Here is a 23,674-nt window from a genome sequence, read left to right as displayed (position 1 = left end):
AGAACCCTGCTGTTGAAGTAGGGTTCTTTTTTTGTTGTTAGCTTTCAAAAAATGCCGAGTGGTAGCCAACCTCACCTTTAGGAATGTTATTTGCGAGTGCCTTAGCCATAAAATATTCAGCAGGGACACCAGCTAATGTTAAATTTGGCTGTGACTCAAACCCAAAGCGCTCATAATATTGCGGCTCACCAAGTAATACCACACCCTCAATGTCTTGTGCTTTTAGTTGCGATAATCCGAAACGAATCAGTGCACTACCAATACCTTTGCCTTGGTGTTCCGATGTTACTGATAGTGGGCCTAATCCATACCAAGTTGATTGCTTCCCGTTGATCAAGATTGGAGAAAAAGCAATATGGCCGATAATGTTGTTTTCATCTTCGCAAACTAAAGAAAGTGCCAGCATGTTGGCTTCTCGTAGTCTATTAACTATCAGATGCTCAGTTGGTTTTGCCCCTGGTTCATGGTGGGGGTGGTTTTCAAATGTACGATAAGTTAATGCGGTAATGTTTTCGATGTCTGATACTTTTTCTGCTCTAATTTCCATGCGTTACCTTTGCTTTTTAATACAAATAGTTGGTATCCGTATTGACCCAAGTATTGATCATGAATCTGAATTTCTTGACGTAAGTCATTGACTGAATTTGACTTATAATCGTCATCATCAATGTTATTAAGTTTTTGTTTTAGCGGTTCTAAATAATTTAGCCATGACTGCTCGCTTTGCGTAAAACTCTCAATAATCTCATAGCCCGCTTTTATTATGTCTGTGGTTCTTTGTTGTTTAGTGACCATTTCGGGATAATTTTTCTGCCAAAACTTAAATGCCTCAACGTCAGGGGTATCTGTTAACCACACCAAATCACTTATGACTAAGTAGCCATGAGGTTTTAGAAATCGCTGCCATTGTTTCAGGGCATTTTTCACACCCATGATATAAGCACTGCCTTCAGACCAAATGACATCAAATTGTTGATGTTCAAATGGCATCGCCGTCATGCTGTTACAACTGGTTGTAATACGATCGTTAATTGGCTGATGTTTTATCTTTTCTTTTAAACAACTTAAGTGATATTCATCGTTATCAAGTGCCGTTAATGTAAAATCAGAGCGCTGAGCAAGTAGGTAAGTCGTGAGCCCCTTACCGCAACCAATTTCCAATGCGTTACCTGTGTTAATGGGTAATGCCTGTAGGGCTTTTAGTGAGTCTTCATTATCATTAGGGCCAAGCCGATCCAGCCCATAAAAAATACTTTCAAAGTCAGCCATATATTGTTCATGATCATTCATGTTTTTTGAGAGCCATTTGAGTCTTAAAGCCTCTTTTTCATTGAAGCCTTGTTGTTTTAGCCATTCTAAATGCGCTAAAGGAGCTGTACGTTCAAGGGTTTCATGCCAATTACATGATGCATTCATTCCCAGCATTGATGAGAGCAACTGTTTAGCATGCTGTTTGGTTTCGATTTCTTGCTCAAGTACGTGCAATCTATCCATTAACATGTCGCGGTTTATTTTACCGTCAAGACAAGACTGACATTCTTTAAGGGTGAGTCCACCTGCTTGTAATTGCTGTAACAATCTAATGCGTTGGAGATCGTTGTTAGAATAATACCGATAGCCATTAGTTTGCCTTTTACCTTGAATTAATCCGAGTTTTTCGTAATAAAGCAGCGTCGAACGGCTTAAATTAACTTGTTGGGCTAATTCAGAAATATGGTACATAAGGAAGTCCTCTCAACAGATGCGGCATCATAAACTATAAAGCTTTAGACAGGTCAAGCTACATTTTAGAAGAAAAGAACATAGGACACCCATAATTTCCCCCTCGTCATTCCCTGCTGTGAATGCCCGGGGAAAGAACAAAGGACAGCCATAATTTTTCACCAATAATGTAAAAAGTCTGTTGCTTGTGGAATGATTTGTTTTTTAGATAATCAATTTAACAAAACATTTGGCTGTCCAATGTTGGTTTTATGTGGCAATTTTTAAAGCTCTTAGATATAGGAAGAATGAATTAACATATGTGGTTAAGGTGGGATAGCGGATGACTAAGTTTCCGCTATTTATCGTGGTATTTTTGTTAGTGGCTTACTATCACTTCACTGTTATCAACGCGATGACGTTCACCATAAATGCCATCCTCAGCTCGTGGACCACAACCAATGATCATAGTGATTTCATCTTTAGCATTTAAGTTGAGAAGTTGTTTCACACGCTTGGAATCAAAACCTTCCATTGGGCAGGTATCATAACCTTCAGCGCGCATTGCTGTCATAAAGGTCATTGCAGCAAGTGATGTACTTTTATGTAAACATACACGTAAATCTGCTTTACTTACTTCACGCACCATCGGCTTGTTACGACCTAAATAAGTCACAATCACTTTACGAATTACACCTAGTAAGCCAAAGCGATCATTGCGATATAAAAATGGGATCAGCTTTTCGTAATATTTTAAAGCGCGCTTTGATGTAGCATCTTCACGTCCTTCAAAGGCTTGGCGAATTTGCGCGGCGTTCATTTTTGCACGTTGTTTCCACTTATATGGGGTAGTGGTGATAACAATTAGCTCGCGAGCAGTTTTTGCTGCATTTTGTCCCATGCATAACTTAGCGAGTTGTTGTCGTTTTTCAGTAGTAACAACACGATGGAAAGTCCAGAGCTGCATATTGGAACTGTTAGGTGAAAGGGTGGCTAATTCAAGTGCACGCGTCACCGCTTCATGATCAAAAGTACTATCAGCATCATATTTACGTACTGAACGACGGCTATGGACTAATGCTGCATATTGTTCAGCGTCTAAAGCATTATTAGGTTTCTTTTTATGCTCGTTTAACTTTGAACGTTGTTGCTCTGGTGTATCAATCATGGAATAAACACCCTGTTTATAGATAAAAATAACTGGGCATATTTCTACCTGTTATTGGCTTGTTAAGCAAGTATGTAAAAGACTCAAAATTTTCATATTCACTTTATCGAAAATGGTGGATACATAAAAACAGCCAAAACATAAAAAACATAGGACAGCCATAATTTTCCACCAATAATGTAAAAAAATGGGGTGATTTTTACGGTAAAAGAGTCTGTTGCTTGTGGAATTATTTATTTTTTAGATACTCAATGTAACAAAACATTTGGCTGTCCAATATTTCCTTTTTATTTCTCACGGTGAAAGATATTAATATTAGTGCTGATTTCTATCAGAAGGTATTAGGCATGGCGCTGAATTTAAACCCTCAGCACAAGCCGTACATATCGGGAGTGCTGACTTATTTTTTATTATCGACATTGATTTAACTCAAGCTCAACAACATATTGAGCAATGTGGTGTCACCATTATTGAAGGCCCCATTGAACGCATAGGCGCGATGGGAAAAATTATGTCGATATATTTTCGTGATCCTGATGGTAATTTAATAGAGATCGCCAATTACCGAGCTTAAAGCTATATTTAATCAGAATCACCCTACTATTCAGCTGTATCTTTGCGTTTTATGCAAAACTGTTACGCTTATATATCGATTACATCATTTAAAAATAATTAATATACTCTTTACAACAAATCATAAACAACAAAAATAAAGGTATTATTATGAATAAGCGTATTGATATTGCAAAAGTTCAACCAAAAGCATTAAGCGCAATGTTAACGATTGAAAATTACTTAGCTGAAACTGAATTATCAAATCAATTAAAAGAAATTATTAAAATTCGCTCATCAATGATCAATAAATGTGCTTATTGTATTCAGATGCACACTACAGCTGCATTAGAATTAGGCATCGATCAACAAAAACTATTCGCTATTTCTGCATGGTCAGAATCACCTTTATTTGATGATACTGAAAGAGCTCTATTAAAATTAACCGATGAAATGACATTAATTTCAAATAATGCTGTTACTGATGAAACCTATGCTGAATGCTTTAGTTTATTAGGCGAAGTAAAATTAGCAGAAGCGATGATGCAAATCATCATGATTAACTCATGGAATCGCTTTGCACTAGCAACTAAAATGAAACACTAATTATAATACTTACCCCCAATGTTTAGTTTAAATATTGGGGTTTTTTGTTTACATTTTTTAAGTGCTATATGGTAAATTATACTTAATAAAAAAGGATATTATTATGTTAGATTTACTCGGCGTATTTGAGCAAGTTGTTGTTTCTGGAAGTTTTTCACAAGCAGCAAAAGCGTTAAATATGGCTCCATCATCAGTAACACGAAACATTGATAAACTTGAAAACAAGATCAAAACCACCCTGTTTAAACGTAGTACTCGTCAATTAATATTAACTGAAGATGGTCAATATTTTTATCAACAGTCGATTAAAATACTTGAACAATCTCGAAATCTATTATCAGAAATGCAAGGGAATAATAATACGCCAGAAGGTGCTTTACGTATTTCAGTATTTGAAACTTTTGGTAATATTTATCTGACGAATTTAATTCCCGATTTTTTAAAACGTTACCCTAAGATAAAATTAGAATTAGAGTTAGATAATAATCTGGTTGATTTAAATAGTGATAATATAGATATTGCTATTCGCATCGGCACGCCAATTGATAGTAATCTTAAAGCTCGACACCTTCTGACAAACACCACCTCTTTAGTTGCGACACCTGAATATATAAAAAGTAATCCTCAAATAAAAACTCCACAAGATCTAAAAGATCATAACTGTTTAATTATCAGCCATGAACGTCAACGAACTAATTGGTATTTTAATTCAAATAAAACACTAACTAAAATATCAGTAACCGGTAATTTAGCATCAAAAGGTGGTTCGCCATTATTAAATGCGGCATTACAACATCTGGGGGTATTATTATTATCTGATTGGATGGTTAAACCCTATATTGAAAGCAAACAATTAGAAGTCTTGCTGCCAAAGTGGACAGTAACACATAATGAAAACACCAGTGGTGAAATCTATGCCGTTTACAAAAGCGCCCAATATCTAAAACCGCAGATCAGAGCGTTTCTTGATTATTTAGCTGAACAATTACAATAACCAACCACTACTCATGGCCAGTGGTTGCTGCGATCATTGGGTTGTTTGTCTGAAATAATAAATCGAACAGTAACGTAAATATAAACGTATAAATTAAGAAGAACACTAAGATTGCCATTTCCATACTGATGGCTTTCACCAAGCTAACGTTATACCACCACATATACAATGGAATGGTAAATAAGAATAGCCCAATCTCAAAAAATATGGAGTGGGTTAATCGAACAGCGAGGGTTCTTTTTTTAATATGCAGTTTAGTTTCAATCAATTCAAAACAAGAGTTAAAAGCGTAATTCCAAATCAAGGCTATCGTTGACACCATAAAGGCAACTGGCAGTGAATTGGACGATTCACCATGGTTGAGCATCGCTAATAAGAAAGTACTTAATATGATCGCAAGTATTTCAAAAGAAATAGCGTAAACAAGCTTACGGGTACGAGGTGCAAGAACAATCATTAAACATGCCTTATGCCTAAAAATCTGGTCCGCCCCAGAAATCATTCAAATAATGTAAGCTACGGTTTCTGCTTAAATATCAATTTTAATTAAGTGATATAAAAAAGCAAATGCTACTCACTGCATAAGCTCTATAAATATTACTATATCAATCAATTTGCAATCACGCGCGTTCCTCATGGTGAAGCGAATGACAATCTCAAGACGTAAATTGATAGAGCCTCAAATAACGCCTTTTTATCATGTGATTGATCGCTGTGTACGTCGTGCTTCAGTTGTACCGATCTATCTATCATTGTACCTGAAGGCGCTTGCTGCTAACGAGGTTTTCGTTTAGTGCAATATTATCGTTCTTCGCTAAAAGTGGTAGATAATAACCATGATTGGCAGCAAAAGAAGGGCTGAGCACTATAATGGTTTTATAAGTAGTGTGCTCTGTGATGTTTATATGTAATGGGGGGGATATGAATAAATACTTATTAATTGCTTTAGTTTGTGTGTCGTTTCCGACGGTTGCAGCAAAAAAAGGATTAGATTGCGATAACCTTCGTAATACGTTAGAAATTAAAGACTGTGCGGCGTTAACATTAACATCTGCGCAAGATGAATTATCGAAATATTTAACTGCCAGTGTTGAGCATAATAAGGACGATCCTAAGTTGGTGCAGGCGATTGATCAAGCCCAACAAGACTGGGAAGTATATATGAAGGCGCAATGTAATGCGGTTTATACCCAGTGGCGTGATGGTACGATCCGTAATGTGATGGCGTTAGATTGTAAAACCCAGCTTACCAAGGAAAGAACCCATGATATTTGGATGCATTTCTTAACCTATACAAATAACACGCCTCCAGTATTACCTGAACCGCCTAGGAATTAATATATAAATTTAATAATAAAAGCTCTTTACATACTGATTGTGTAGAGTTTTTTCGTTCGATTTCACTGTGAGTCAATCCCGCCTCGTTTTGTGCCTCAACGTCCACAATGACGGATGTTAGTTTGCTTCGTTATTCCGCTATTCCTCATAAACTAAGTACTAACCAGCACCCGTTAATTAAAGAGGAAAAAGCATCCTGCTGATGAATAGATTAAGGCGTGGTGATAATCAATAACAATCAATATATGAGTATATTTTCACCTGTATCGAGTGCAACAACCAGATCTCATCGCAGTATTGGGATAATTTCGAACGGCTGACAGCAAAAAAGAGGAAATACTGGCTGATGCTATAAAGAGATAACATCAGCCAGTGTTATTAATGATCACTCAGGAGTTGCAATGTGTAGGGGGACGCATTACAACAATGTTCATTAACCTTGTCAGTACATTAAACGTAACAGAATAATCATAGGCAGTTTACTCTGTACTAACACGTTGTTGTGTTGACAGCGTCTATTTTAAGGTAAAGTAGTAAAGTTAAAAGAGCATAAATTAATTAATAAGGTTCCCTTTTTATGAGTGGTCAACGTCTAAAACTGCAATTTCAGCGACTCTATAATCACTTCGGTGGTGATAGCATGGAGACCAACTTACAAGATATTGCTGAGGTGCTATTTTGTACGCGCCGTAACGTGCGAATGGTGATCAATAAAATGGTGTCTGAAGGTTGGATTGATTGGCAACCTGCGGTGGGGAGAGGTAAACAGTCACGACTTATTTTTAACAATACAGACAGTGAGTTACAGCTACAACATGCCCGTAAACTAGTGGCAAGCGGTAAGTTAGAACCTGCTTTAGTTGCCCTCGATCATAATGCTGAAAAATTGGTGCAATTGATTCAAGAACAGTTGGGTGTTTCTCACCATCAAGGCAAGCAAATTGTCCGTTTACCTTATTATCGCCGCTTTGAAAATATCACTCCCTTAAAGCCTTTACGCCGTTCTGAACAACATCTTGTCCGCCAAATTTTTAGTGGCTTAACGCAGCTAAAAGAGGAAAAAGGGGAAGAGGAAACGGTGATTGGTGATATTGCACATGCGTGGGAAGCAATAACTCCTCGTCATTGGCGATTTTATCTTCGACCTGCGATTCATTTCCATGATGGTCGATTGTTAGAAAGTAATGATATTTTTGCTACTTTTGCAGATGTTAAGCAACTGTCTTTATTTGCTCATATTGATAACGTTACCTCACCATTTAACAATATTATTGATTTTCATTTATCTCAAGACGATCACCGCTTTCCTGATTTATTAGCCAATATTAGCGCCATGATCCAACCTGCAAATCACTCAACATTAGCCGATTATGAAATGTTTCCAATTGGTACAGGACCTTATAAAGTAGTCGCTAATGATAAACAACGGTTCAAGTTAGAAGCCTTTGATCATTATTTTGGTTTTAGAGCACTGAGTGATGTGGTGGAAGTGTGGATATTAAATGATTTTGCTGCTTGTTATTTACAACCGACATTAGGTGAGGAACTCGGGGGACATGCAGATATATCCTCTCGGTTATCAATGGATCAAGGCTGTACCTTTTTATTATTGAACCGTATTTCTGGCCTCGCACAAGATACTGATTGGTTGAATTATTTTCAGTCACGTTTATACAGTCTTAATTTAATGCGTGAGATGGATTTAACCAAAGTCGGTGATTTTAAGTTATTTAATGCTTATGGATTATTACCAGGTTGGATCCATACCCAGCAATTATCTGAGCCTGTGGTGATTCCCCATAAAAGGGCGGTTACGTTGGCTTATCAGCACGAACATCCTATTTATCCTTATATTGCCTCTTTGATTGAAATGATATTAGCAAAGGACGGTATTCGACTAAAAATTATTGAATTGAGTTATGAGGATATCGTTTTGGGTGAACAGGCGGAAAAAATTGATATTTGGTTAAATGGTATGAGCCTTGGCAGTAATCGAAGCGATGCTATTTTGGGATGGTTACATAACTTTAATCATATTCAACGGGTAATGCCTGTAAATGAATTTGAACATTTACAGCAAGTGATCAGTGAGTGGCGATCAACGTCTAAGATGGTATTTCCTAGTGATATTATTGGACAAACATTATCGCAAACAGGGCAAACCATTCCTTTATTTCATAACTGGTTAGGTGTGGATGATAATGTTCAACTGCAAGGTATGGAATCGAATTTATTAGGCTGGTTTGATTTTAAATCGGTTTGGAGTAAGCCTCAAACACCATAACCCTAACACCATTTACAGAGACTCATTAATATTTAAGATTAAGATGTTGCTGGGCTGCCATAAAGATAACATGCAAATCAATTAAATCTCGGCTTTGCTGTTGCCAAGATTGTAGTTGAGAATGCTGCTGCTGGCATTGGCAAAACTCTAATAACGTAACAATAATCGTATCGAGTTTTTTCAATCCCCACCGTTTAGTGGTCGCACTCTGTTGCGGATCACATACCAGTGCTTGTAATTTTGCATAGGGGAGTTGAATATAAGTAAAGGCAAGTTGCGGTTGCTGCTGGCTATGAAAGTGACAGATCTTTTGACAGCCATCAAGCCAATATGCAAGGGCTTCTTCCTGTTGATGATCATGGTGTGCGTGTTGATGCGTTGTGGGATTATTTAGTTTAGATGCAGTAAATAGAGCGGTCGGCGTTGTGGCAATAATAGAGCTAAGAGATGTGATGTTATTGGGTTTATCTTCACGATACCATGCTTTAATCGTGGCTAACCATAATTGTAGATCATCCATATATTCATCCTTGTTTATTGCGCGAATATCTATTTTATGCCGAGTGTTATTTATACTCGGTAGTGCTTATAAGCATAGTTGATCATAGTGATAGGAATGATGATTTTAGATTTTATTTACGCAGTTGTGATGGATATCAAAAATCACAATTAAAGCCCATATCCATTGAATAATGCTATGGGCTAAAACGTTTTTTAAGCAAAGAATGAACTGTTATAACGCACTTTTTAATGCGGCGATAAAGGTATCAATATCATGCGCTGTGATATCAAGGTGAGTCACGAAACGCATTGGGTTACCGCCACTGATTAAGATACCTTGGTGCTTTAAGGTTTCAATCAATTGTGTTTGATCGATAGTCTGATCCACTTTAGCAAACGCCATATTGGTCTGAATATGATCAAGATTGACACTAAAGCCAGTAACACTGTTTAACTGCTCAGCTAAATAACGTGCATTGCGGTGATCGTCAGCAAGACGTTTAACATTTTCAGTTAAAGCCAGTTTACCTGCCGCAGCAATAATCCCTGCTTGACGCATACCACCACCTAGGACTTTACGCCAGCGACGTGCTTTTGCGATTAAGGTTTTATCGCCTAATAATAAAGAGCCAATAGGTGCGCCTAAGCCTTTTGATAAACAAATCGTGAATGAATCAAAGTATTTAACGATCTCTGTAATATCTACGTTCATGGCAACTGCGGCATTATAAACACGTGCGCCATCAAGGTGCATTTGTAAGCCATGTTGATCGACAAACTCACGTGCTTGTTGAATGTACTCTAAGGGTAACACTTTGCCATTAATGGTGTTTTCAAGGCTTAGTAGTTTAGTGCGAGCAAAGTGTGGATCAAGTGGCTTAATTGCTGCTATTAGTTTTGAGAATGGAATACTGCCATCAGCATCGTTTTCTAACGGCTGTGGCTGAATAGAGCCTAATACTGCTGCGCCGCCGCCCTCAAACTTATAGTTATGTGCTTGCTGACCACAAAGGTATTCATCACCACGTTCACAATGCGCCATTAAAGCGAGTAAGTTGGCTTGTGTACCAGAAGAACAATAAATAGCAGCCTCAAAGCCGTGACGTTTTGCAGCCCATTGTTCTAGATCATTAACGGTAGTGTCATCACCATAAACATCATCACCCACAAGGGCATTTGCTATTACGTTACGCATTTTTGCTGATGGGCGAGTTACCGTATCTGAGCGAAAATCTATCATTTATATATATCTTCCTATTGTATTTTTTTTAATATATCACTGCACTATTTGAGGAATCTATAGCAATTGTTACTTTTATAGCGTGATAGGTAGCATGAATAATCAATCACATTAAATAATATATGTATTAATAATGATAAAAAGTCCTCAAAGGTGGATTTATGAATCTACACTTATTAAGTGTTATGTGGCTAGGTGCACAACACTCTATTTTATAAGATACAGGGAGAAACAAGTGATGCTAGTGGAGCAACGAAATTTTACGTTATGTGGTAGTCAGAAGGGTAATGCATGTGTACGAGTGAACCCTACGGGGAAGTTAGAGGTGAAAATAACGGATGATAATTCTTCATGTGAGGCTGAGTTTTCACAATTATGGTTCAATAAAGCAGGAATGAAAACATTATTGGTGTGTCGTGAAGAAGAGCAAGTATGTTGGCAATTAGATCTCTCTAATCAGGATGCCAAAGAACTTGAATGTTTAATTGAATCAGCACAAGAAGAGTTTGAGATCCTAATGCGTGCGTTGTAGATTCTAGGAAAATAATATGATGTCTAAACCGAACTAAGCCCTACAAGGTAGTTTGTTGTAGGGCTTTTATTCTTGGCTTATCTCTCAGAATTTAATTACGTGGTATAGGCAGATAAAGCATCGCTTTTAAACCGCCTAGGCTACTGTGAGTTAAGACTAAATCACCTCGGTAACTGTGTACCAGTTCATTGACAATATTAAGACCAAGTCCTGTTCCTGGGGTGTTTTCATCCAGTCTCACGCCGCGTTTTAGCACTTGTTTGCATTTTTCACGCGCAATACCCGGTCCATCATCTTCGATGACTAATACAATATGACCATTGACTATAGGCTCTTGGTAAACTCGAATTAAGCTATTGGCCCATTTGTAACTATTTTCAATTAAGTTACCAATCATTTCATCTAAGTCACTTTTTTCAACGGCAATCACGACATCACTATCGAGTTCATTGACGAGCACAACTTCTCTATGTGCATAGACTTTATCCATTGCCAGTGAGATTGCATCAATACGATGTGATAGCGCGGTTTTAGCTGCCAGTATATTCATAGCCCCCGCCATGCGCGCTCGTCCTAAATGGTAATCAATATGCTGCTGTAATTGCTGTAATGCCGGTACAAGTTTTGCTTGTGTCGCTGGGTCTAATAACGACACTTCATTATTTAAAACCGCAATCGGGGTTTTTAACGCATGTGACAAATTCCCCGAATGGTTTCTTGCGCGTAATAATAGCTCTTGATAGTGAAATAAAAGAGCATTGAGATCATCTATTACGGGTTGAATTTCAACAGGATAAAGACCTGTAAGTTCTGTTGAATGTCCCTCACGGACTTCGATGAGGTTTTTTCGCAGTTTACGTAATGGCCATAATGACCAGCTTACTTGTAATGTAGTAAGGGCTAAAATACCAATCGCCATAATGGTTAGAATGACCCACAACCCATGGGTTAATTGTTGTAACGTTTTTAGCAACTTATCTTGATTGACCGCCACCGATAATTCGATAGGATGATCACTGTCAGGTAGACTAAATTTACGCTTTACGACGATTAACGATTGATTATTAGGACCTTCAAAGCCTTTTTTAACATTGCCTTTTATGGTGGTGTCCCATAACGAGCGTGAGCGTAATACTTGTTTATCGAGTTTCAATGACCAATATAAGCCACTGTATGGAAAATTAAAGCGTGGGTTTGATAGGCGACCATCAACAAATAATTGACCGTGTTTATCAATATCTACTTGGGCGGTAATTTGATCCATGTAGAGGTATAGCTGTGACTTTTCTTGTTCAATTAAATAGGTTTTGATAAAACTGGGGACAAGGTAGCCCGCTGATAAGGTAATCGCCAATAACCAGACAGCAGCAGCAATGAGCAGTCGGCTACGAATACTGGGTTGACGATTTTTAGGGGGATTAGCTAGCATTGATACGATATCCAAGACCACGAACTGTCTTGATCACATCATTACCAATTTTACGGCGGATACGACCAATGAACACTTCAATAGTATTTGAATCACGATCAAAATCTTGCTTATAAATATGTTCAACTAACTCAGTGCGAGAGATGACTTTGTCGGTATTGTGCATTAAATACGACAGCACTTTAAATTCCAGTGCAGTTAAATCAATAACCTGATCTTGCCACGTTACTTTTGATGTACGAGTATCTAAACTTAAGTCACCTGCTTGAATCACGGGTGAAACGTTTCCTGTCGCACGACGTAATTGAGCACGAACACGAGCAATTAACTCTACCATCTGAAACGGTTTGGTTAAGTAATCATCAGCACCCGCATTTAAACCATCGACACGTTGGGTTAATTCATTACGAGCGCTAAGGATCACAACGGGGCAGTTGACGTTTTCTTCACGAATGCCTTTAAGTACCGTAATTCCATCAAGTTTGGGTAAGCCTAAATCAAGTACAATCGCATCCCATGGCTCTGATGTTGCACGATAAAGCGCATCTATACCATCGGCAGAGTGTTCAGCAACCCAACCATTTTGTTCTAGACCGGTGACAACTTGTTCACCCAATGTAATATCATCTTCAACTACGAGAATTTTCATTTTGGAACCTTAAGGACGCTTTCAAGGTGACGTCCTTTTATTTCTATCATCTTAAGAGTACGGGCTTCATACTCGACTTTTATTATATTATTGTTGCCGTCTATCAGCTTTAATTCGTATGTCCATTCATCATCATTTTTGTCTAATTCGACGCGAATAATACGAGCTAATAGCTGCTGGTGGACTTTATGTTGTAGTGCAGAAAAAGGTTGAATAAGTCCTTGAGCTACAGCATCCATGACATTGTCGTGATGTTCATCGATATCAGATGTTGGGGTAGCAAAAACCCGACAGCTAAAGATACTGATAAATCCAATAAGATATAAATATTTGCAATGTTTTTTCATATTTATAACTGTAACCAAGTCGCCATGAATGGAAAGTGAATAGAGCTATTATAGATAGATTATGCGATTTGTAAGCCTTTAAATTTTTTCAGATTTTTAATGTTATAATATAACGTTAGTCTTTAGTGTTTTATACTAACTAATGCGATAATCATCATATAATTAAGACCTTCATAGTATTGTAAAATTATTCCTCATTAAAGATAGATTCTAGTCTAGTTCTTCATAACCGTATCTTTCAGGCCTGTATTGAGTTACTTAATCTATCTACTTCTATTCTTTACTGTAATACATCGGGTGTGTATCTGTAGATACAAGTAGTTAAGTGTTTTCAAAAAAAAAAGATGGCATATTTTCTGATCGTGGGCCAGTGGAAGCACAATTGTTCAAAATGTATTCACCGAAATTTAATAAGAAAAAAAGAACACTGTTAATAGACAATTGATTAATGAATGGTTAAAACGCTTTCATGTATAATACCTGTATTATATTTGTAATTTTGGATCGTCACGATGGCTTCTAGCGCACACGCACTACACATTTTGGTTAAGCATAAAGAATTAGCTGATGACATTATTAAGCAACTAAAAGCTGGAGCGAAATTTCAAGATCTCGCTAAAAAACACTCTACTTGTCCATCAGGTAAAAAAGGGGGTGATTTAGGTGAATTCCGCAAAGGGGCTATGGTTGCCCAATTCGATAAAGCGGTTTTTTCTGGTAAGGCTATCAGTACCAGTGAAGCATTAAAGATGAAAAACACTAATTTACGTGGTTTGATTCCAGAACCAGTAAAGACAAAGTTTGGCTGGCATATCATCAAAGTATTATTTGTGATGTAAGCAATTATTAAAAAGGAATGTTAAGTATCTTCCTTTTTATTTTTTGTTGTTTAATACTGTAATTGTAATGATTATTAATAAGAGGGCGCTGAATATTCAGCGTTTTTTTGTAGCTGTGATCTGAGGTAGATTAAGTCAAATATAAAGATATTTAATCAACTTGTTTTATATTTATGTTGGATGATTAAAATGAACAAAGATCGAATTATTCGTGGAATAGTCTTTTATACATTAGCGGCGATTGTTTTTTTCAGTGCGTTAGAAGCGGCAAAATTTGTATATTTATTAGGTTCAAGTAAAGAACTTTACCCTATCTCTATTTTTATTTTTTCGCTTGGGTACAGTACATTATTGTTGCTTGTATCGTATTCTTTAGGGCAAAAATTGCTGTTTGAAGGTAGCCGCAGCAACAAGTTGTTTACTATTAAAAGACACTCAATGATGCCTTTGTATATGTTGAGCCTATTTGCGGGTTTAAGTGTGATTAATATTATTGTTTTATCTGAATTTTCTTCAGGGACGTTAATATCATCAAGTTTGACGCATCTTTGCTCGTTATCTTTACAATACGGAGTGACAACATTTATCGTTACATTAATTGTTCTTGCTGTGGTGATGTTAGTAAATAATCTAATAGTCGACAGAGTAAAAATGGCTTAAAGTCCCTGTTTATTTAATATAATAAAAAAGGTTGCGACAAGACGTCGCAACCTCGAATGTTATATTACGGTTTACCCATTAATCAGGCTGATTAGTAAGGTAATTCGCCCGCTTTATCCAGCTCGTTATAAACATCAACAAATAGCTTAGCAAAATGAATTTCAGTCCAGTTACAAGGTACCGGAGGGCAGTCATGATACCAATTTTGGCCAATTTGCTCGCCAAGATACAAAGCAAAAGCTTGCATATCACCACTATCAACTTTATTTAACTCTTGATCAGATAAACCAAAGACTGTCCCCGCTGTCTTACCAAAGCTAAATGTGTTTTGGAATCCAGATGCTTGACGATAGTTTACAAATCCATTCGAATGCAATGTCTTATTCAGTAAGCTTTCTTTCTGTGCTTTCGTTTCAAATGTTGTGCCGTAAAGGTACAAATCGTGGCCATAGTTTTCTTTATAATTCATAAGCTTATTTTTAAACGTCTCACTAGAAACAATATAAGCAACGTTCGTGAGAAGTTTTATGTGGCGCTTGATGCTGTTCGCGTCCCAAGGTGTCTCTGTATTAGTAGAACCAAGTATCATGTCTGTAAATGTGATATCCCATGCCGCTGTTATTTTATTTAATTTGTCTAATAACGGATGTTTTGTTTCTGTTGCAAAACGTGAATCAATAAGGTGTTGGGTACCATAATGACCGTAAGTATTGCCTTGACCGTCAAGCGTACTTAACATGCCTGTGTAGTTATAGACACCAGTACCATCTGCAGTATTAAAGCTTTTATCTATATTTAGATCCGTAATAGGCAGAGTAATACGAGTATATGCTGGTAATTTATCTAAATTAGCCAAGCGCGCCCAATTATGTTGGCTGTGAGCTTTAATATCGAGATCTACGTTTTTAAGATCGATATCAGTAAAGTTTGTGATTTCAACGGTATTACGATCAAGTAAACGAATATTTACCATTGAATCAGTATTGGCTGAAATAGACCAAGCACCTTCAGCCAATCCGTCTTGTAGAATTTTACGTACAGAGGCTGTTTGTGGTAGGGCATCAAATTCTAGTTGAGCCGTTGGTACATATGCATTTTGTGTAAAATCAAGGGTATCTAATTTATCTAATGGTACGCTTTCAATGATGCTATTAGTTAATGTAATAATCTCATTATTACTGATAACTAAATCGTGACCACTTACCCAGAAATGATCAAGGAGGTAAACGGCTTTCGCTGCATCTTTAAATTGGTAATCATTGGCAATAAATTGCTGAATGTCATACATAGCAAAACGTGTCGTTGACTCTACATATTGACCGTTATTCTCTTTTACAAAAATGTATTTGTCATTCGCATCCATTGATTCAAATGCGCCAATGTTGTTATGCAGTGGCTGAAGTGTTGTGCCTTGTGACAGTGCATCTAAATCATAAATCGCGGAGCCTTGTGAACCACCTGTAAGTAATTTAGAACCAATAAATTCAAGAGTAAATGGACGTCCATTAACATAGGCTAAGTGAGCAAAAGGCTGTAGTGATTTAGTTTCACCAAGTGCCGCTGGTGTATTATGGTAGACCGTAATATTCTCGGCATCAGCCACTAAAATATACTGATCATTTACTGCAATTTTACTATTACCATTATGCTGAATGTCATAAGAGTATTGGTATTGGTTCGTATCACCATTAAAGACATCGATACGATCATGGGCACCAATTGCTGAAACGAATAGTTGTGATTTATGGCTACGTAAATCATCAAGACCTTTATAAGGTTGAGCTTCACTAATACCTAAAATTTTTGTGGTAGTATTTGCTTTGGTATCGTAAATACCCACCATTGGTGAATCACCCGCTGATGGCGATTGAGCAACAATCAGTTTGTCGCCAAGTTGCTCTATTGAAACCATATTTGAATGTGCAGCGTCGACGCCAAACTTATATGGCGCAATAGAAGTCGCATCTGGTTTTTCATGTTTGTCTGAACCATCTATACATGTTAATGCTTCATTTAAAACATAGTCGCTATCAAGGTGACCATTGGGTAAGTATTCAAGCACACAGCCATTACCCCAATCATAATTTCCCCATGTTTTATTAACGACAACAGCGCCGCCTTCATACATGGAAAATTCCCAATCTTGATCAAAGAAACTGAATAGATTACGGGTTGCACTGTCATCCGTAATCTATTCAGTTTCGTAATGGAATAATAGGCGTGCCATGCTCTGCATCTACTTCATAATCAATGCCATTGATTTCAATGAATTTTTTACCATTCTTGAAAAAGTAGAAATCAGGGTTCTGAGCATATTTTTTGAGCTCATTTACACGTTGAACCATTTGTGCAGCCATTTCGTTCATGATCTGAACATATTTAACCTGACTTTCTGGTTCGATATTAGGCGTAATTTCTGCTAGTGGAGGTAAAGGTAGAACGTCTTCTGGTGTTACTGATTCAGACTCTGAAATAAATACCCACGGAGACTCCCATGAGTTTTGTGTAATATGTGCAGGAGATTCATTTTGATTTACCCACCACTGAGCTTCAAAAATATTACCATTAAACTGTACTTGTTCTGTGGCGGAGTAATTTTTTTGGGGATTATATGCTTCTGCTGCAAATAAAGAACTAGACGTCGTTAGTAATATAGCAATGGATAATAATTTTTTACGCATGTTTAACTCCAATGGGTAATTTATAAAATAATCCCAAATGACTTATAAAAATAATAGTCAGTTGATTATTAGAATAAATAATCGTTATTAGCGTCTTTGTATAATAAAAGCATATATTTGTCATTATATATTTTTATACATAAGGAATATCAATGATTTATTTTGATGTTTATACTTTTTTGGTATGTGCTTTGGTGGGGGATTGGCTTAAATGTCATAAAAAATAGTGGCTAATATGAGAAGTTAAATGAGGTGGGAAATTTAATCAGTTAGACTATTCAATGAATAAAATAGATAAATGATTAATTTAAAGCGTTAATATTCCATTAAGCGATATTGAGGTATGATTATAAATAACAATTAGAATTTATAATAAGGAACAATATGCGTTATTCATGGGCGATGGTTGGTGTAGTTGCACTTTTATCAGGTTGTAGTACTGCGGCTTTAACATCAACACCTTCTGCAACCGCAACTGCAATTTCAGCGGTAAAAACAGTAGAAACTCAAACGGCTAAACCTCTTACTCTCAGTGAGCAATTTATTCAACATGGCTATAACGATGGTTGTAAAGATGCACTGAAAAATCAATGGCAACCATCAAAGACAATCTTGGATGATATGAAGGGTGTCGAAAAGATGAAGTATGTTGAAGGTTGGAAAAAAGGTTATCAGCGTTGTGTGAACGGTATCGGCCCTGTAATTATCAACGATACAATGCCCATTTCACAGCAGAAAAAATAATAAAAATAGATCGTCATTAATACCGTTAAGCGTGAGGATGATTTCATTGCTTAATGGTATTACTATTATTGCTTCGTGCTCGTGCGTTGTTTTACTGGTTTAGGAATATAACGCCCTAATTCATCAATTTTACGATTCTTAGAAAAGAACATTTCAAGTTCAATCATAATGCCAAGATTAGCGTGATAATTGTAATCACGTGGAAACTCAAGTTGTGGTCGAGCGGCAAGATAAAGCCAGTGTTTATATACTCGACGTTTCCATTCAGCGGAAACCCAATAGTTCGTTACTTCTTTTATCTCATCGGTATCTGCACTGATCCCCAGTGAATATTCAAATAAATCTTTTTCAGTTGCACGTTGATAAATATTAAGCTGTTGTACCAGCTCCCACTTATCATCTTGTTGTAAGTATTGGGCACTGGTTGTGGTTCTAAAGATGTCTTTGTGATCTGGAGTAAGAGCATAAAAACCGCTTATTTGAGTAAGAGATCCAAGACCTTTTGAGTGGTAATAGAATAACTCTTGATCAAATTGTGTTGTCCAATTTTGACTAATATTATCAACGCGGGAAAGGCGAGCTTTAGTAAAAGGATCTAGCGGTAATTTTATTTTGACACCAATATCAAAATCAGAGGTCCAGTTACCAAATTGTGCATCTTGTAATCTAAATCCGCCAATGGTGTTACCCGCTTGGGTTTTACTACCAGAAGCAATTCCTCGTTGCTTACTTTCAAGGCTATCATAATCACTCGGTTCTGAATCGAGGATTAATTTCCAATCACGTTTAACATGCGGTAAATCGAGCTTAAAGTAGACCTTGAAGTCGTTTTCTAGTTTACCGCGGTGTGAGTAAATTGAACGGTAACGAATGCGAAGATAACTACGGTTAGTGAGTTTTGCTTTATCATCATCTTTGGCTAGCCCCTGATCAATATATTCACCAATATTGTGGACTGAGTCGCTCATAGATTGTTGAGAGTTATCAAGCCATAGCTTCATATGATGCTGGGTATTTGCATCATCGATTGGTGCTGCATATGGCACTAAATCAGTTGCAGTGTCATTTTTTGTTGGTTTATCAATGATAGGTGCGGCCTGAATAGCTACCGTATAGAAAAGACACAATGGCAAAGAGATATAGAAGAAGCTAATGCTATTTAAAGTATTCAATGTGGTCTCATGTCCTTACTTTTTTGTCGCTGAATTTTAATATTTATATTATGTACGGCAACTATACTGGTTAAGAAATTAATAATGAATAGTTTCAGTGTAGATTAATATTATTATGTCCATTGTGTTAACTGACATAATTAACATGTTATATTTATTATTTATTTTTGCGAGGTTAATGCAATAAATGAGATGTAACTATGGCTTTTAGCTAATCGTCTTTGAGTTATTTTTGTGGTTTTGCTGGAGGATAATATGGACAGTTCTGAATTTAAAAATATCAAGCAAGAAATGTCAGGGAAAGTGAATAGTATCTTTGATGATTTTGAAGAATCAAATAATCGCTTACCGACGATGGAAGAGTTTCGCGTGATTATTTCTGACACTACGAATAATTATATAGGTCCTGTAGATCAAAATGTTATTGATGGTATTAATATGAATTTAGAGCGTCAACGCATACGAGAAAAAGCGTTATGGGATGCTGTTATTGAACTTGAAGTGGAGGCAAGAATACGCCGTAGCAATGGCGATTAATTTTATTGTTATTTTTTTATGATTAACATAGATGCTAAAGCAATGAGATAGATACACGCTTAGGCATAAAATTGGAAACTCTGTTTTCAACATGATTGATTAACTATCAGCGACATAGAGGCTATAAATAGCATATTATCGCTAACTAGATGGATTATTAACGAGGTTTAAGGATGACTGGAAAAGTAAACATATTTGAAATCCGATGTAGTAGTGGTCATGCGATCGGTGTGTTGGAATTGGATAATGAATCATCATTGAATGCATTAACACTGACAATGCTTAGAACGATTCAACAACAATTATTGCATTGGCAACATGATGAAAATATTGTCAGTGTGATTATCCAAGCGGTTGGTAAAAAAGCGTTTTGTGCAGGTGCTGATATTCGCGCACTTTATTATGCATTAGAAAATGATCCTGCTATTGATGCTATTGATGCTATTGACTCGACAGCGATAGTGACAACAGATGATTATATTAAACGTGCAAACAATGAACAAAGCTACTTGGCACGACCGTTTTTAATTGATTATTTTACGGTTGAATATAGCTGTGATTATTTGATTCATCATTATCCTAAGCCGATTATTGCTTGGGGCAATGGCCTGATCATGGGCGGTGGACTTGGGTTGTTTATTGGTGCAAGTCATCGTGTTGTGACGCCATCAGCCTTGCTTGCGATGCCAGAAGTGAAGATTGGTTTATATCCAGATGTTGGTGCAACATGGTTTTTAAATCAGTTACCCGCTGGTATTGGTTTATTTTTGGGGTTAACTGGCGCAGATGTGAATGCGAGTGATGCTCTTGATTTAACCATGGCAGATCATCTTATTGTTGATGATAAACGTGAACATCTGATCAAACAGTTAAAGCATTATCCTTGGCAAGATACGGCAGAAAACCAAGTTGCGACAGTGATTACTGATATGTTAACGGCAATGGCAACAGACTCTGAAAGACAGCGTCCACCGAGCCAAATGATCCCGTATTTCCCTCAAATTCAAGCGGCTTGTGTTGCACCAACGCTTGATATTGTTTACGAACAAATAAAGGCCATTGATGGGTTAGGTTGTTGGCTTGAAAATGCTAAACAAACGCTTATTGATGGTAGTCCATTGTCTGCACATATTTGTTTTCAGCAAATGCAGCAATATCAGCAAGCAAACTTGGCTGAATGTTTCTTAATGGAATTATCACTTTCTGTTCGATGCGGATTAGTGGGTGAATTTAAAGAAGGCATTAGAGCACGCTTAATCGAAAAAGACGGTCAACCAAAGTGGTTATATAAGACTCTTTCAGATGTTGATAACCGACTGGTTGATAGTTTATTTACGCCTTTATGGCACCAACAAGAAAATCCATTAACTAATTTACTTTAATTACACGAATGATGAAACGGTGTTGTGCTTTATCCATTTTTTTTGAGTCGTTAATGTTAATCAGTGCGTTGGATATATTTATAAAATAGTTTTAGGAGCTAATTAACGTGGACATTGAAAATAGTGTTGTTGTCATAACAGGTGCAGGCCAGGGATTAGGGCAAATGATGGCAGTGACGCTTGCACAGATGGGAGCACAACTCGCTTTAATTGACGTGAATAAAGTAGGGTTACGAAAAACGCAAGATCAATGCCATATGCTCAATAGTATGGCGCGGATTTATGAAGCAGATGTGACTAATGAAACTGAAGTTGAACAGGCATTTTTTAATATCATGGAGGATTTCGAGCATATTGATACGCTAATCAATAATGCAGGTATCCTTGATGATGGAATGTTGGTACAAATAAAGCCGAATGGCATTAATAAAATGTCATTAGAGCAGTTTCAAACAGTGATGGATGTTAATGTCACTGGCACATTCTTATGTGGCAGAGAAGCGGCTAAATGGATGATTGAAAACGAAACTAAAGGCGTTATTATTAATATATCCAGTGCTGCTCGTGCGGGAAACATTGGTCAAACAAACTATGCTGCTTCTAAAGCCGCTGTAACCACTATGGCTGTGGGTTGGGCGCGAGAATTAGGTCAATATGGCATTCGCGTTGCAGCAATTGCTCCGGGGCTTATTGATACACCAATGGCGGCACAAATTAATGATGATACGATTGAGCGAATGTTAGCGATGATACCATTAGCCCGCATTGGTGATCCAACAGAGATCGCCCATTCGGTGAGATTCATTATTGAAAATGACTATTTCACCGGCAGGGTACTCGAAATTGATGGTGGTTTACGATTGTAATCAATGCTTGATCAAAAGTGGTTGTACAGTGCAACTAATGCCAAAACACCACCTACGACAAACATAATCATCGATAAACCAAACGCGAATTTTGCCATATACGGCATTAATTTTTCCATTAGATCGTCCAAATAGCGATGAAAGAAATATATTCTACCTTAGATTGTGTATCAATGAGCATGAATATTTAGAGTAGTGGTATTTTTGACATAAAAAAAGATCGTCGATTGACGATCTTTTTATGCCAATTAGGCCATATTTGTTTATAAGTTATCTTAATAAACAGATATTAGAATGCTTTTGGAGCAAAACCTGTAACAGCTTTAATACCCATGCTACGGCCAAGTGCCGTCATTGGGTGAACAACGACAAGGTCTTTTACTGATTTTTTCAGTTTACCCATGTCAGCTTGTTCTGCTTTCGTTAACACACGATTAAAAGCAAGAGATTTAACATCTTTACCTTTGCCACTTACTTCTGATGACTTACGGTGTTTAACGTTTTGCGATTTTTTGTTAAGGCTAAGAAGCTCATCTTTAAACTGCTTGATGATAACTTTATCATCACGTTGAATTGCAGCAGCAAGTTTACGCTGGCACTTGTCCATACGGTTGTTAAGATTTTGAAGCTCTTCGTTTAAATTCATTTCATTACCTTTGTATTTACACTCGCAATACACTAAATCGTAGTGTTTACGATGAATAGGTATTGAGTTGCGGCTAGTATACATTATATTTTTGATAACTGGATCGCTATCCTACAACTATTTTTGCTTAAAGTTGCATTTTTATGGCTATCTCTGCCAATTTTACGGGGTAGATAGACTTATGGGCATTAATTCCCTATGAAATATTTCCAATAACAGGATGAAAAAATGACAGATTATTGTGTCATCGTTACTACGTTTTCAGATGATGAAAATGGTCAAACCATCATTAATGCATTACTTGAACAGCGTTTAGCAGCTTGTATTCAAGTGATACCGATTAAAAGCTATTACCATTGGAAACAGAAGATTAACTGCGATCAAGAGCAACAAATCATTATTAAAACTAAAACTATACTGTTTGATCGTGTGAAAGCTGAAATAGAGAAGCATCACCATTATGAAACACCTGAAATTATCCAGTTACCGATTACTAATGGCTCAGTAGACTACTTATCATGGATAGGCCAAACTTGTTTGTGATTTTATATTATTGAAAATAAACCGAATATATTTTGATTTATGCGTAGTGATTAGGTACAACTGAAAGCAGGTCTATTGAAAAATAGACTAAATTATACCCCAAAATAATTAGTATTTTATTGAAAGTTATAATAGTTTTAATACAAGGATGTTTTAACTACAGAGATTAACTAGAACTAAACATTATTTAGTGTTGGTTAGAGAATATTTGTCATAGTAGGTCGTATGATTAATGATTGTGCTGAAGAACCTGCGACTACACA

General features: G+C 36.8%; 27 protein-coding genes and 1 pseudogene. 14 read left to right on the top strand and 14 right to left on the bottom strand.

Annotation, left to right across the window (positions count from 1 at the left end):
• Nucleotides 1–37: 37 nt before the first annotated feature.
• The 3 genes from BTO21_RS14360 to BTO21_RS14350 all read right to left on the bottom strand — a co-directional run bounded on the left by BTO21_RS14360 (nt 38) and on the right by BTO21_RS14350 (nt 2,869).
• Complete coding sequence (locus tag BTO21_RS14360) at nt 38–547, bottom strand: GNAT family N-acetyltransferase (protein WP_045027338.1); 510 nt, start codon at nt 545–547, stop codon at nt 38–40.
• A complete protein-coding gene (locus BTO21_RS14355) occupies nt 496–1,722 on the bottom strand; it encodes a MerR family transcriptional regulator (RefSeq protein WP_045027336.1) in 1,227 nt (408 codons plus the stop codon). The genes BTO21_RS14360 and BTO21_RS14355 overlap by 52 nt, the downstream gene beginning before the upstream one ends.
• A gap of 358 nt (nt 1,723–2,080) precedes the next feature.
• Nucleotides 2,081–2,869, bottom strand: a complete 789-nt coding sequence (locus BTO21_RS14350; RefSeq protein ID WP_045027335.1) for a nitroreductase family protein — start codon at nt 2,867–2,869, stop codon at nt 2,081–2,083.
• Nucleotides 2,870–3,132: 263 nt separating this feature from the next.
• Between BTO21_RS14350 and BTO21_RS14345 the strand changes: the two are divergent.
• The 3 genes and pseudogenes from BTO21_RS14345 (at nt 3,133) to BTO21_RS14335 (ending at nt 5,021) form a co-directional block, all read left to right on the top strand.
• Nucleotides 3,133–3,443, top strand: a pseudogene (locus BTO21_RS14345) (VOC family protein).
• 149 nt (nt 3,444–3,592) lie between these two features.
• Nucleotides 3,593–4,027: a carboxymuconolactone decarboxylase family protein gene (locus tag BTO21_RS14340; protein ID WP_045027333.1), complete on the top strand. Its 435-nt coding sequence runs from the start codon at nt 3,593–3,595 to the stop codon at nt 4,025–4,027.
• A 103-nt stretch (nt 4,028–4,130) separates the two neighbouring features.
• Entirely contained in the window at nt 4,131–5,021 is an 891-nt protein-coding gene (locus BTO21_RS14335; RefSeq protein ID WP_045027332.1) for a LysR family transcriptional regulator, read from the top strand.
• Between the two features lie 7 nt (nt 5,022–5,028).
• On the opposite strand, the gene BTO21_RS14330 is transcribed toward BTO21_RS14335, so the two are convergent.
• Nucleotides 5,029–5,478 (bottom strand): PACE efflux transporter, encoded by a 450-nt coding sequence (locus BTO21_RS14330; protein ID WP_045027330.1) that lies wholly within the window; start codon nt 5,476–5,478, stop codon nt 5,029–5,031.
• Between the two features lie 190 nt (nt 5,479–5,668).
• Here BTO21_RS14330 and BTO21_RS20085 point away from each other — a divergent pair, with 190 nt between their 5' ends.
• The 3 genes from BTO21_RS20085 (at nt 5,669) to sgrR (ending at nt 8,643) form a co-directional block, all read left to right on the top strand.
• Nucleotides 5,669–5,815, top strand: coding sequence for a hypothetical protein (locus tag BTO21_RS20085; protein ID WP_156731329.1), 147 nt, complete (start codon nt 5,669–5,671; stop codon nt 5,813–5,815).
• A gap of 127 nt (nt 5,816–5,942) precedes the next feature.
• The gene (locus BTO21_RS14325; protein ID WP_045027329.1) at nt 5,943–6,359 is read left to right on the top strand and encodes a lysozyme inhibitor LprI family protein; all 417 of its coding nucleotides are present in this window, start codon (nt 5,943–5,945) and stop codon (nt 6,357–6,359) included.
• Between the two features lie 577 nt (nt 6,360–6,936).
• Complete coding sequence (sgrR, locus tag BTO21_RS14320) at nt 6,937–8,643, top strand: HTH-type transcriptional regulator SgrR (protein WP_045027327.1); 1,707 nt, start codon at nt 6,937–6,939, stop codon at nt 8,641–8,643.
• Nucleotides 8,644–8,668: 25 nt separating this feature from the next.
• On the opposite strand, the gene BTO21_RS14315 is transcribed toward sgrR, so the two are convergent.
• Together BTO21_RS14315 and ltaE are read right to left on the bottom strand one after the other, a co-directional pair.
• Nucleotides 8,669–9,163, bottom strand: a complete 495-nt coding sequence (locus tag BTO21_RS14315; RefSeq protein ID WP_045027325.1) for a hypothetical protein — start codon at nt 9,161–9,163, stop codon at nt 8,669–8,671.
• A gap of 213 nt (nt 9,164–9,376) precedes the next feature.
• A complete protein-coding gene (gene ltaE / locus BTO21_RS14310; RefSeq protein WP_045027434.1) occupies nt 9,377–10,381 on the bottom strand; it encodes a low-specificity L-threonine aldolase in 1,005 nt (334 codons plus the stop codon).
• 241 nt (nt 10,382–10,622) lie between these two features.
• Between ltaE and BTO21_RS14305 the strand changes: the two genes are divergently transcribed.
• Complete coding sequence (locus tag BTO21_RS14305; RefSeq protein WP_045027324.1) at nt 10,623–10,916, top strand: hypothetical protein; 294 nt, start codon at nt 10,623–10,625, stop codon at nt 10,914–10,916.
• A gap of 91 nt (nt 10,917–11,007) precedes the next feature.
• Here the strand turns inward: BTO21_RS14305 and BTO21_RS14300 are convergent, their stop codons facing one another.
• Genes BTO21_RS14300 through BTO21_RS14290 form a run of 3 tightly spaced genes read right to left on the bottom strand, consistent with a single transcriptional unit; the run spans nt 11,008 to nt 13,341 of the window.
• Nucleotides 11,008–12,345, bottom strand: coding sequence for an ATP-binding protein (locus BTO21_RS14300; protein WP_045027323.1), 1,338 nt, complete (start codon nt 12,343–12,345; stop codon nt 11,008–11,010).
• A complete protein-coding gene (locus BTO21_RS14295) occupies nt 12,335–12,994 on the bottom strand; it encodes a response regulator transcription factor (RefSeq protein WP_045027321.1) in 660 nt (219 codons plus the stop codon). The genes BTO21_RS14300 and BTO21_RS14295 overlap by 11 nt, the downstream gene beginning before the upstream one ends.
• Nucleotides 12,991–13,341, bottom strand: a complete 351-nt coding sequence (locus tag BTO21_RS14290; protein ID WP_045027320.1) for a PepSY domain-containing protein — start codon at nt 13,339–13,341, stop codon at nt 12,991–12,993. Before BTO21_RS14290 ends, BTO21_RS14295 begins: the two co-directional genes overlap by 4 nt.
• A 512-nt stretch (nt 13,342–13,853) precedes the next feature.
• Between BTO21_RS14290 and BTO21_RS14285 the strand changes: the two genes are divergently transcribed.
• Both BTO21_RS14285 and BTO21_RS14280 read left to right on the top strand, forming a co-directional pair.
• Entirely contained in the window at nt 13,854–14,180 is a 327-nt protein-coding gene (locus tag BTO21_RS14285; RefSeq protein WP_045027318.1) for a peptidylprolyl isomerase, read from the top strand.
• A gap of 189 nt (nt 14,181–14,369) precedes the next feature.
• The gene (locus BTO21_RS14280; RefSeq protein WP_045027317.1) at nt 14,370–14,840 is read left to right on the top strand and encodes a hypothetical protein; all 471 of its coding nucleotides are present in this window, start codon (nt 14,370–14,372) and stop codon (nt 14,838–14,840) included.
• A 91-nt stretch (nt 14,841–14,931) separates the two neighbouring features.
• Here the strand turns inward: BTO21_RS14280 and BTO21_RS14275 are convergent, their stop codons facing one another.
• Both BTO21_RS14275 and BTO21_RS14270 read right to left on the bottom strand, forming a co-directional pair.
• Nucleotides 14,932–16,968, bottom strand: a complete 2,037-nt coding sequence (locus BTO21_RS14275; RefSeq protein ID WP_045027315.1) for a hypothetical protein — start codon at nt 16,966–16,968, stop codon at nt 14,932–14,934.
• Between the two features lie 67 nt (nt 16,969–17,035).
• Nucleotides 17,036–17,521: a hypothetical protein gene (locus tag BTO21_RS14270; RefSeq protein WP_045027314.1), complete on the bottom strand. Its 486-nt coding sequence runs from the start codon at nt 17,519–17,521 to the stop codon at nt 17,036–17,038.
• A 384-nt stretch (nt 17,522–17,905) separates the two neighbouring features.
• Here BTO21_RS14270 and BTO21_RS14265 point away from each other — a divergent pair, with 384 nt between their 5' ends.
• The gene (locus BTO21_RS14265) at nt 17,906–18,265 is read left to right on the top strand and encodes a hypothetical protein (RefSeq protein ID WP_045027313.1); all 360 of its coding nucleotides are present in this window, start codon (nt 17,906–17,908) and stop codon (nt 18,263–18,265) included.
• A 65-nt stretch (nt 18,266–18,330) separates the two neighbouring features.
• Here the strand turns inward: BTO21_RS14265 and BTO21_RS14260 are convergent, their stop codons facing one another.
• Nucleotides 18,331–19,437: a hypothetical protein gene (locus tag BTO21_RS14260; RefSeq protein WP_065192030.1), complete on the bottom strand. Its 1,107-nt coding sequence runs from the start codon at nt 19,435–19,437 to the stop codon at nt 18,331–18,333.
• 255 nt (nt 19,438–19,692) lie between these two features.
• On the opposite strand from BTO21_RS14260, the gene BTO21_RS14255 reads away from it, so the two are divergent.
• From BTO21_RS14255 to BTO21_RS14245, 3 genes are all read left to right on the top strand, one after another.
• Nucleotides 19,693–19,974 (top strand): hypothetical protein, encoded by a 282-nt coding sequence (locus BTO21_RS14255; RefSeq protein WP_045027310.1) that lies wholly within the window; start codon nt 19,693–19,695, stop codon nt 19,972–19,974.
• A gap of 173 nt (nt 19,975–20,147) precedes the next feature.
• Nucleotides 20,148–21,356: an enoyl-CoA hydratase/isomerase family protein gene (locus tag BTO21_RS14250; RefSeq protein ID WP_045027308.1), complete on the top strand. Its 1,209-nt coding sequence runs from the start codon at nt 20,148–20,150 to the stop codon at nt 21,354–21,356.
• A 107-nt stretch (nt 21,357–21,463) separates the two neighbouring features.
• Complete coding sequence (locus BTO21_RS14245; RefSeq protein ID WP_045027306.1) at nt 21,464–22,222, top strand: SDR family oxidoreductase; 759 nt, start codon at nt 21,464–21,466, stop codon at nt 22,220–22,222.
• A gap of 11 nt (nt 22,223–22,233) precedes the next feature.
• On the opposite strand, the gene BTO21_RS14240 is transcribed toward BTO21_RS14245, so the two are convergent.
• Nucleotides 22,234–22,341, bottom strand: a complete 108-nt coding sequence (locus tag BTO21_RS14240) for a hypothetical protein (RefSeq protein WP_045036908.1) — start codon at nt 22,339–22,341, stop codon at nt 22,234–22,236.
• A 170-nt stretch (nt 22,342–22,511) separates the two neighbouring features.
• The gene (locus tag BTO21_RS14235; RefSeq protein WP_045027303.1) at nt 22,512–22,868 is read right to left on the bottom strand and encodes a YibL family ribosome-associated protein; all 357 of its coding nucleotides are present in this window, start codon (nt 22,866–22,868) and stop codon (nt 22,512–22,514) included.
• A 228-nt stretch (nt 22,869–23,096) separates the two neighbouring features.
• Here BTO21_RS14235 and cutA point away from each other — a divergent pair, with 228 nt between their 5' ends.
• Entirely contained in the window at nt 23,097–23,411 is a 315-nt protein-coding gene (gene cutA, locus BTO21_RS14230; RefSeq protein ID WP_045027301.1) for a divalent-cation tolerance protein CutA, read from the top strand.
• Nucleotides 23,412–23,674: the final 263 nt, after the last annotated feature.

Source organism: Photobacterium phosphoreum, from assembly GCF_002954725.1.
Lineage (GTDB): Bacteria > Pseudomonadota > Gammaproteobacteria > Enterobacterales > Vibrionaceae > Photobacterium > Photobacterium phosphoreum.
Note: the sequence above shows the minus strand (reverse complement) of the source record. Positions and strands in the feature narration are given on the sequence as shown.

Bases quoted from the DNA above. Each gene is read 5' to 3' on its own strand.
- BTO21_RS14360 (WP_045027338.1), bottom strand. From the start codon at position 547: ATGGAAATTAGAGCAGAAAAAGTATCAGACATCGAAAACATTACCGCA.
- BTO21_RS14355 (WP_045027336.1), bottom strand. From the start codon at position 1,722: ATGTACCATATTTCTGAATTAGCCCAACAAGTTAATTTAAGCCGTTCG.
- BTO21_RS14350 (WP_045027335.1), bottom strand. From the start codon at position 2,869: ATGATTGATACACCAGAGCAACAACGTTCAAAGTTAAACGAGCATAAA.
- BTO21_RS14340 (WP_045027333.1), top strand. From the start codon at position 3,593: ATGAATAAGCGTATTGATATTGCAAAAGTTCAACCAAAAGCATTAAGC.
- BTO21_RS14335 (WP_045027332.1), top strand. From the start codon at position 4,131: ATGTTAGATTTACTCGGCGTATTTGAGCAAGTTGTTGTTTCTGGAAGT.
- BTO21_RS14330 (WP_045027330.1), bottom strand. From the start codon at position 5,478: ATGATTGTTCTTGCACCTCGTACCCGTAAGCTTGTTTACGCTATTTCT.
- BTO21_RS20085 (WP_156731329.1), top strand. From the start codon at position 5,669: ATGACAATCTCAAGACGTAAATTGATAGAGCCTCAAATAACGCCTTTT.
- BTO21_RS14325 (WP_045027329.1), top strand. From the start codon at position 5,943: ATGAATAAATACTTATTAATTGCTTTAGTTTGTGTGTCGTTTCCGACG.
- sgrR (WP_045027327.1), top strand. From the start codon at position 6,937: ATGAGTGGTCAACGTCTAAAACTGCAATTTCAGCGACTCTATAATCAC.
- BTO21_RS14315 (WP_045027325.1), bottom strand. From the start codon at position 9,163: ATGGATGATCTACAATTATGGTTAGCCACGATTAAAGCATGGTATCGT.
- BTO21_RS14305 (WP_045027324.1), top strand. From the start codon at position 10,623: ATGCTAGTGGAGCAACGAAATTTTACGTTATGTGGTAGTCAGAAGGGT.
- BTO21_RS14300 (WP_045027323.1), bottom strand. From the start codon at position 12,345: ATGCTAGCTAATCCCCCTAAAAATCGTCAACCCAGTATTCGTAGCCGA.
- BTO21_RS14295 (WP_045027321.1), bottom strand. From the start codon at position 12,994: ATGAAAATTCTCGTAGTTGAAGATGATATTACATTGGGTGAACAAGTT.
- BTO21_RS14290 (WP_045027320.1), bottom strand. From the start codon at position 13,341: ATGAAAAAACATTGCAAATATTTATATCTTATTGGATTTATCAGTATC.
- BTO21_RS14285 (WP_045027318.1), top strand. From the start codon at position 13,854: ATGGCTTCTAGCGCACACGCACTACACATTTTGGTTAAGCATAAAGAA.
- BTO21_RS14280 (WP_045027317.1), top strand. From the start codon at position 14,370: ATGAACAAAGATCGAATTATTCGTGGAATAGTCTTTTATACATTAGCG.
- BTO21_RS14275 (WP_045027315.1), bottom strand. From the start codon at position 16,968: ATGTATGAAGGCGGCGCTGTTGTCGTTAATAAAACATGGGGAAATTAT.
- BTO21_RS14270 (WP_045027314.1), bottom strand. From the start codon at position 17,521: ATGCGTAAAAAATTATTATCCATTGCTATATTACTAACGACGTCTAGT.
- BTO21_RS14265 (WP_045027313.1), top strand. From the start codon at position 17,906: ATGCGTTATTCATGGGCGATGGTTGGTGTAGTTGCACTTTTATCAGGT.
- BTO21_RS14255 (WP_045027310.1), top strand. From the start codon at position 19,693: ATGGACAGTTCTGAATTTAAAAATATCAAGCAAGAAATGTCAGGGAAA.
- BTO21_RS14250 (WP_045027308.1), top strand. From the start codon at position 20,148: ATGACTGGAAAAGTAAACATATTTGAAATCCGATGTAGTAGTGGTCAT.
- BTO21_RS14240 (WP_045036908.1), bottom strand. From the start codon at position 22,341: ATGGAAAAATTAATGCCGTATATGGCAAAATTCGCGTTTGGTTTATCG.
- BTO21_RS14235 (WP_045027303.1), bottom strand. From the start codon at position 22,868: ATGAATTTAAACGAAGAGCTTCAAAATCTTAACAACCGTATGGACAAG.
- cutA (WP_045027301.1), top strand. From the start codon at position 23,097: ATGACAGATTATTGTGTCATCGTTACTACGTTTTCAGATGATGAAAAT.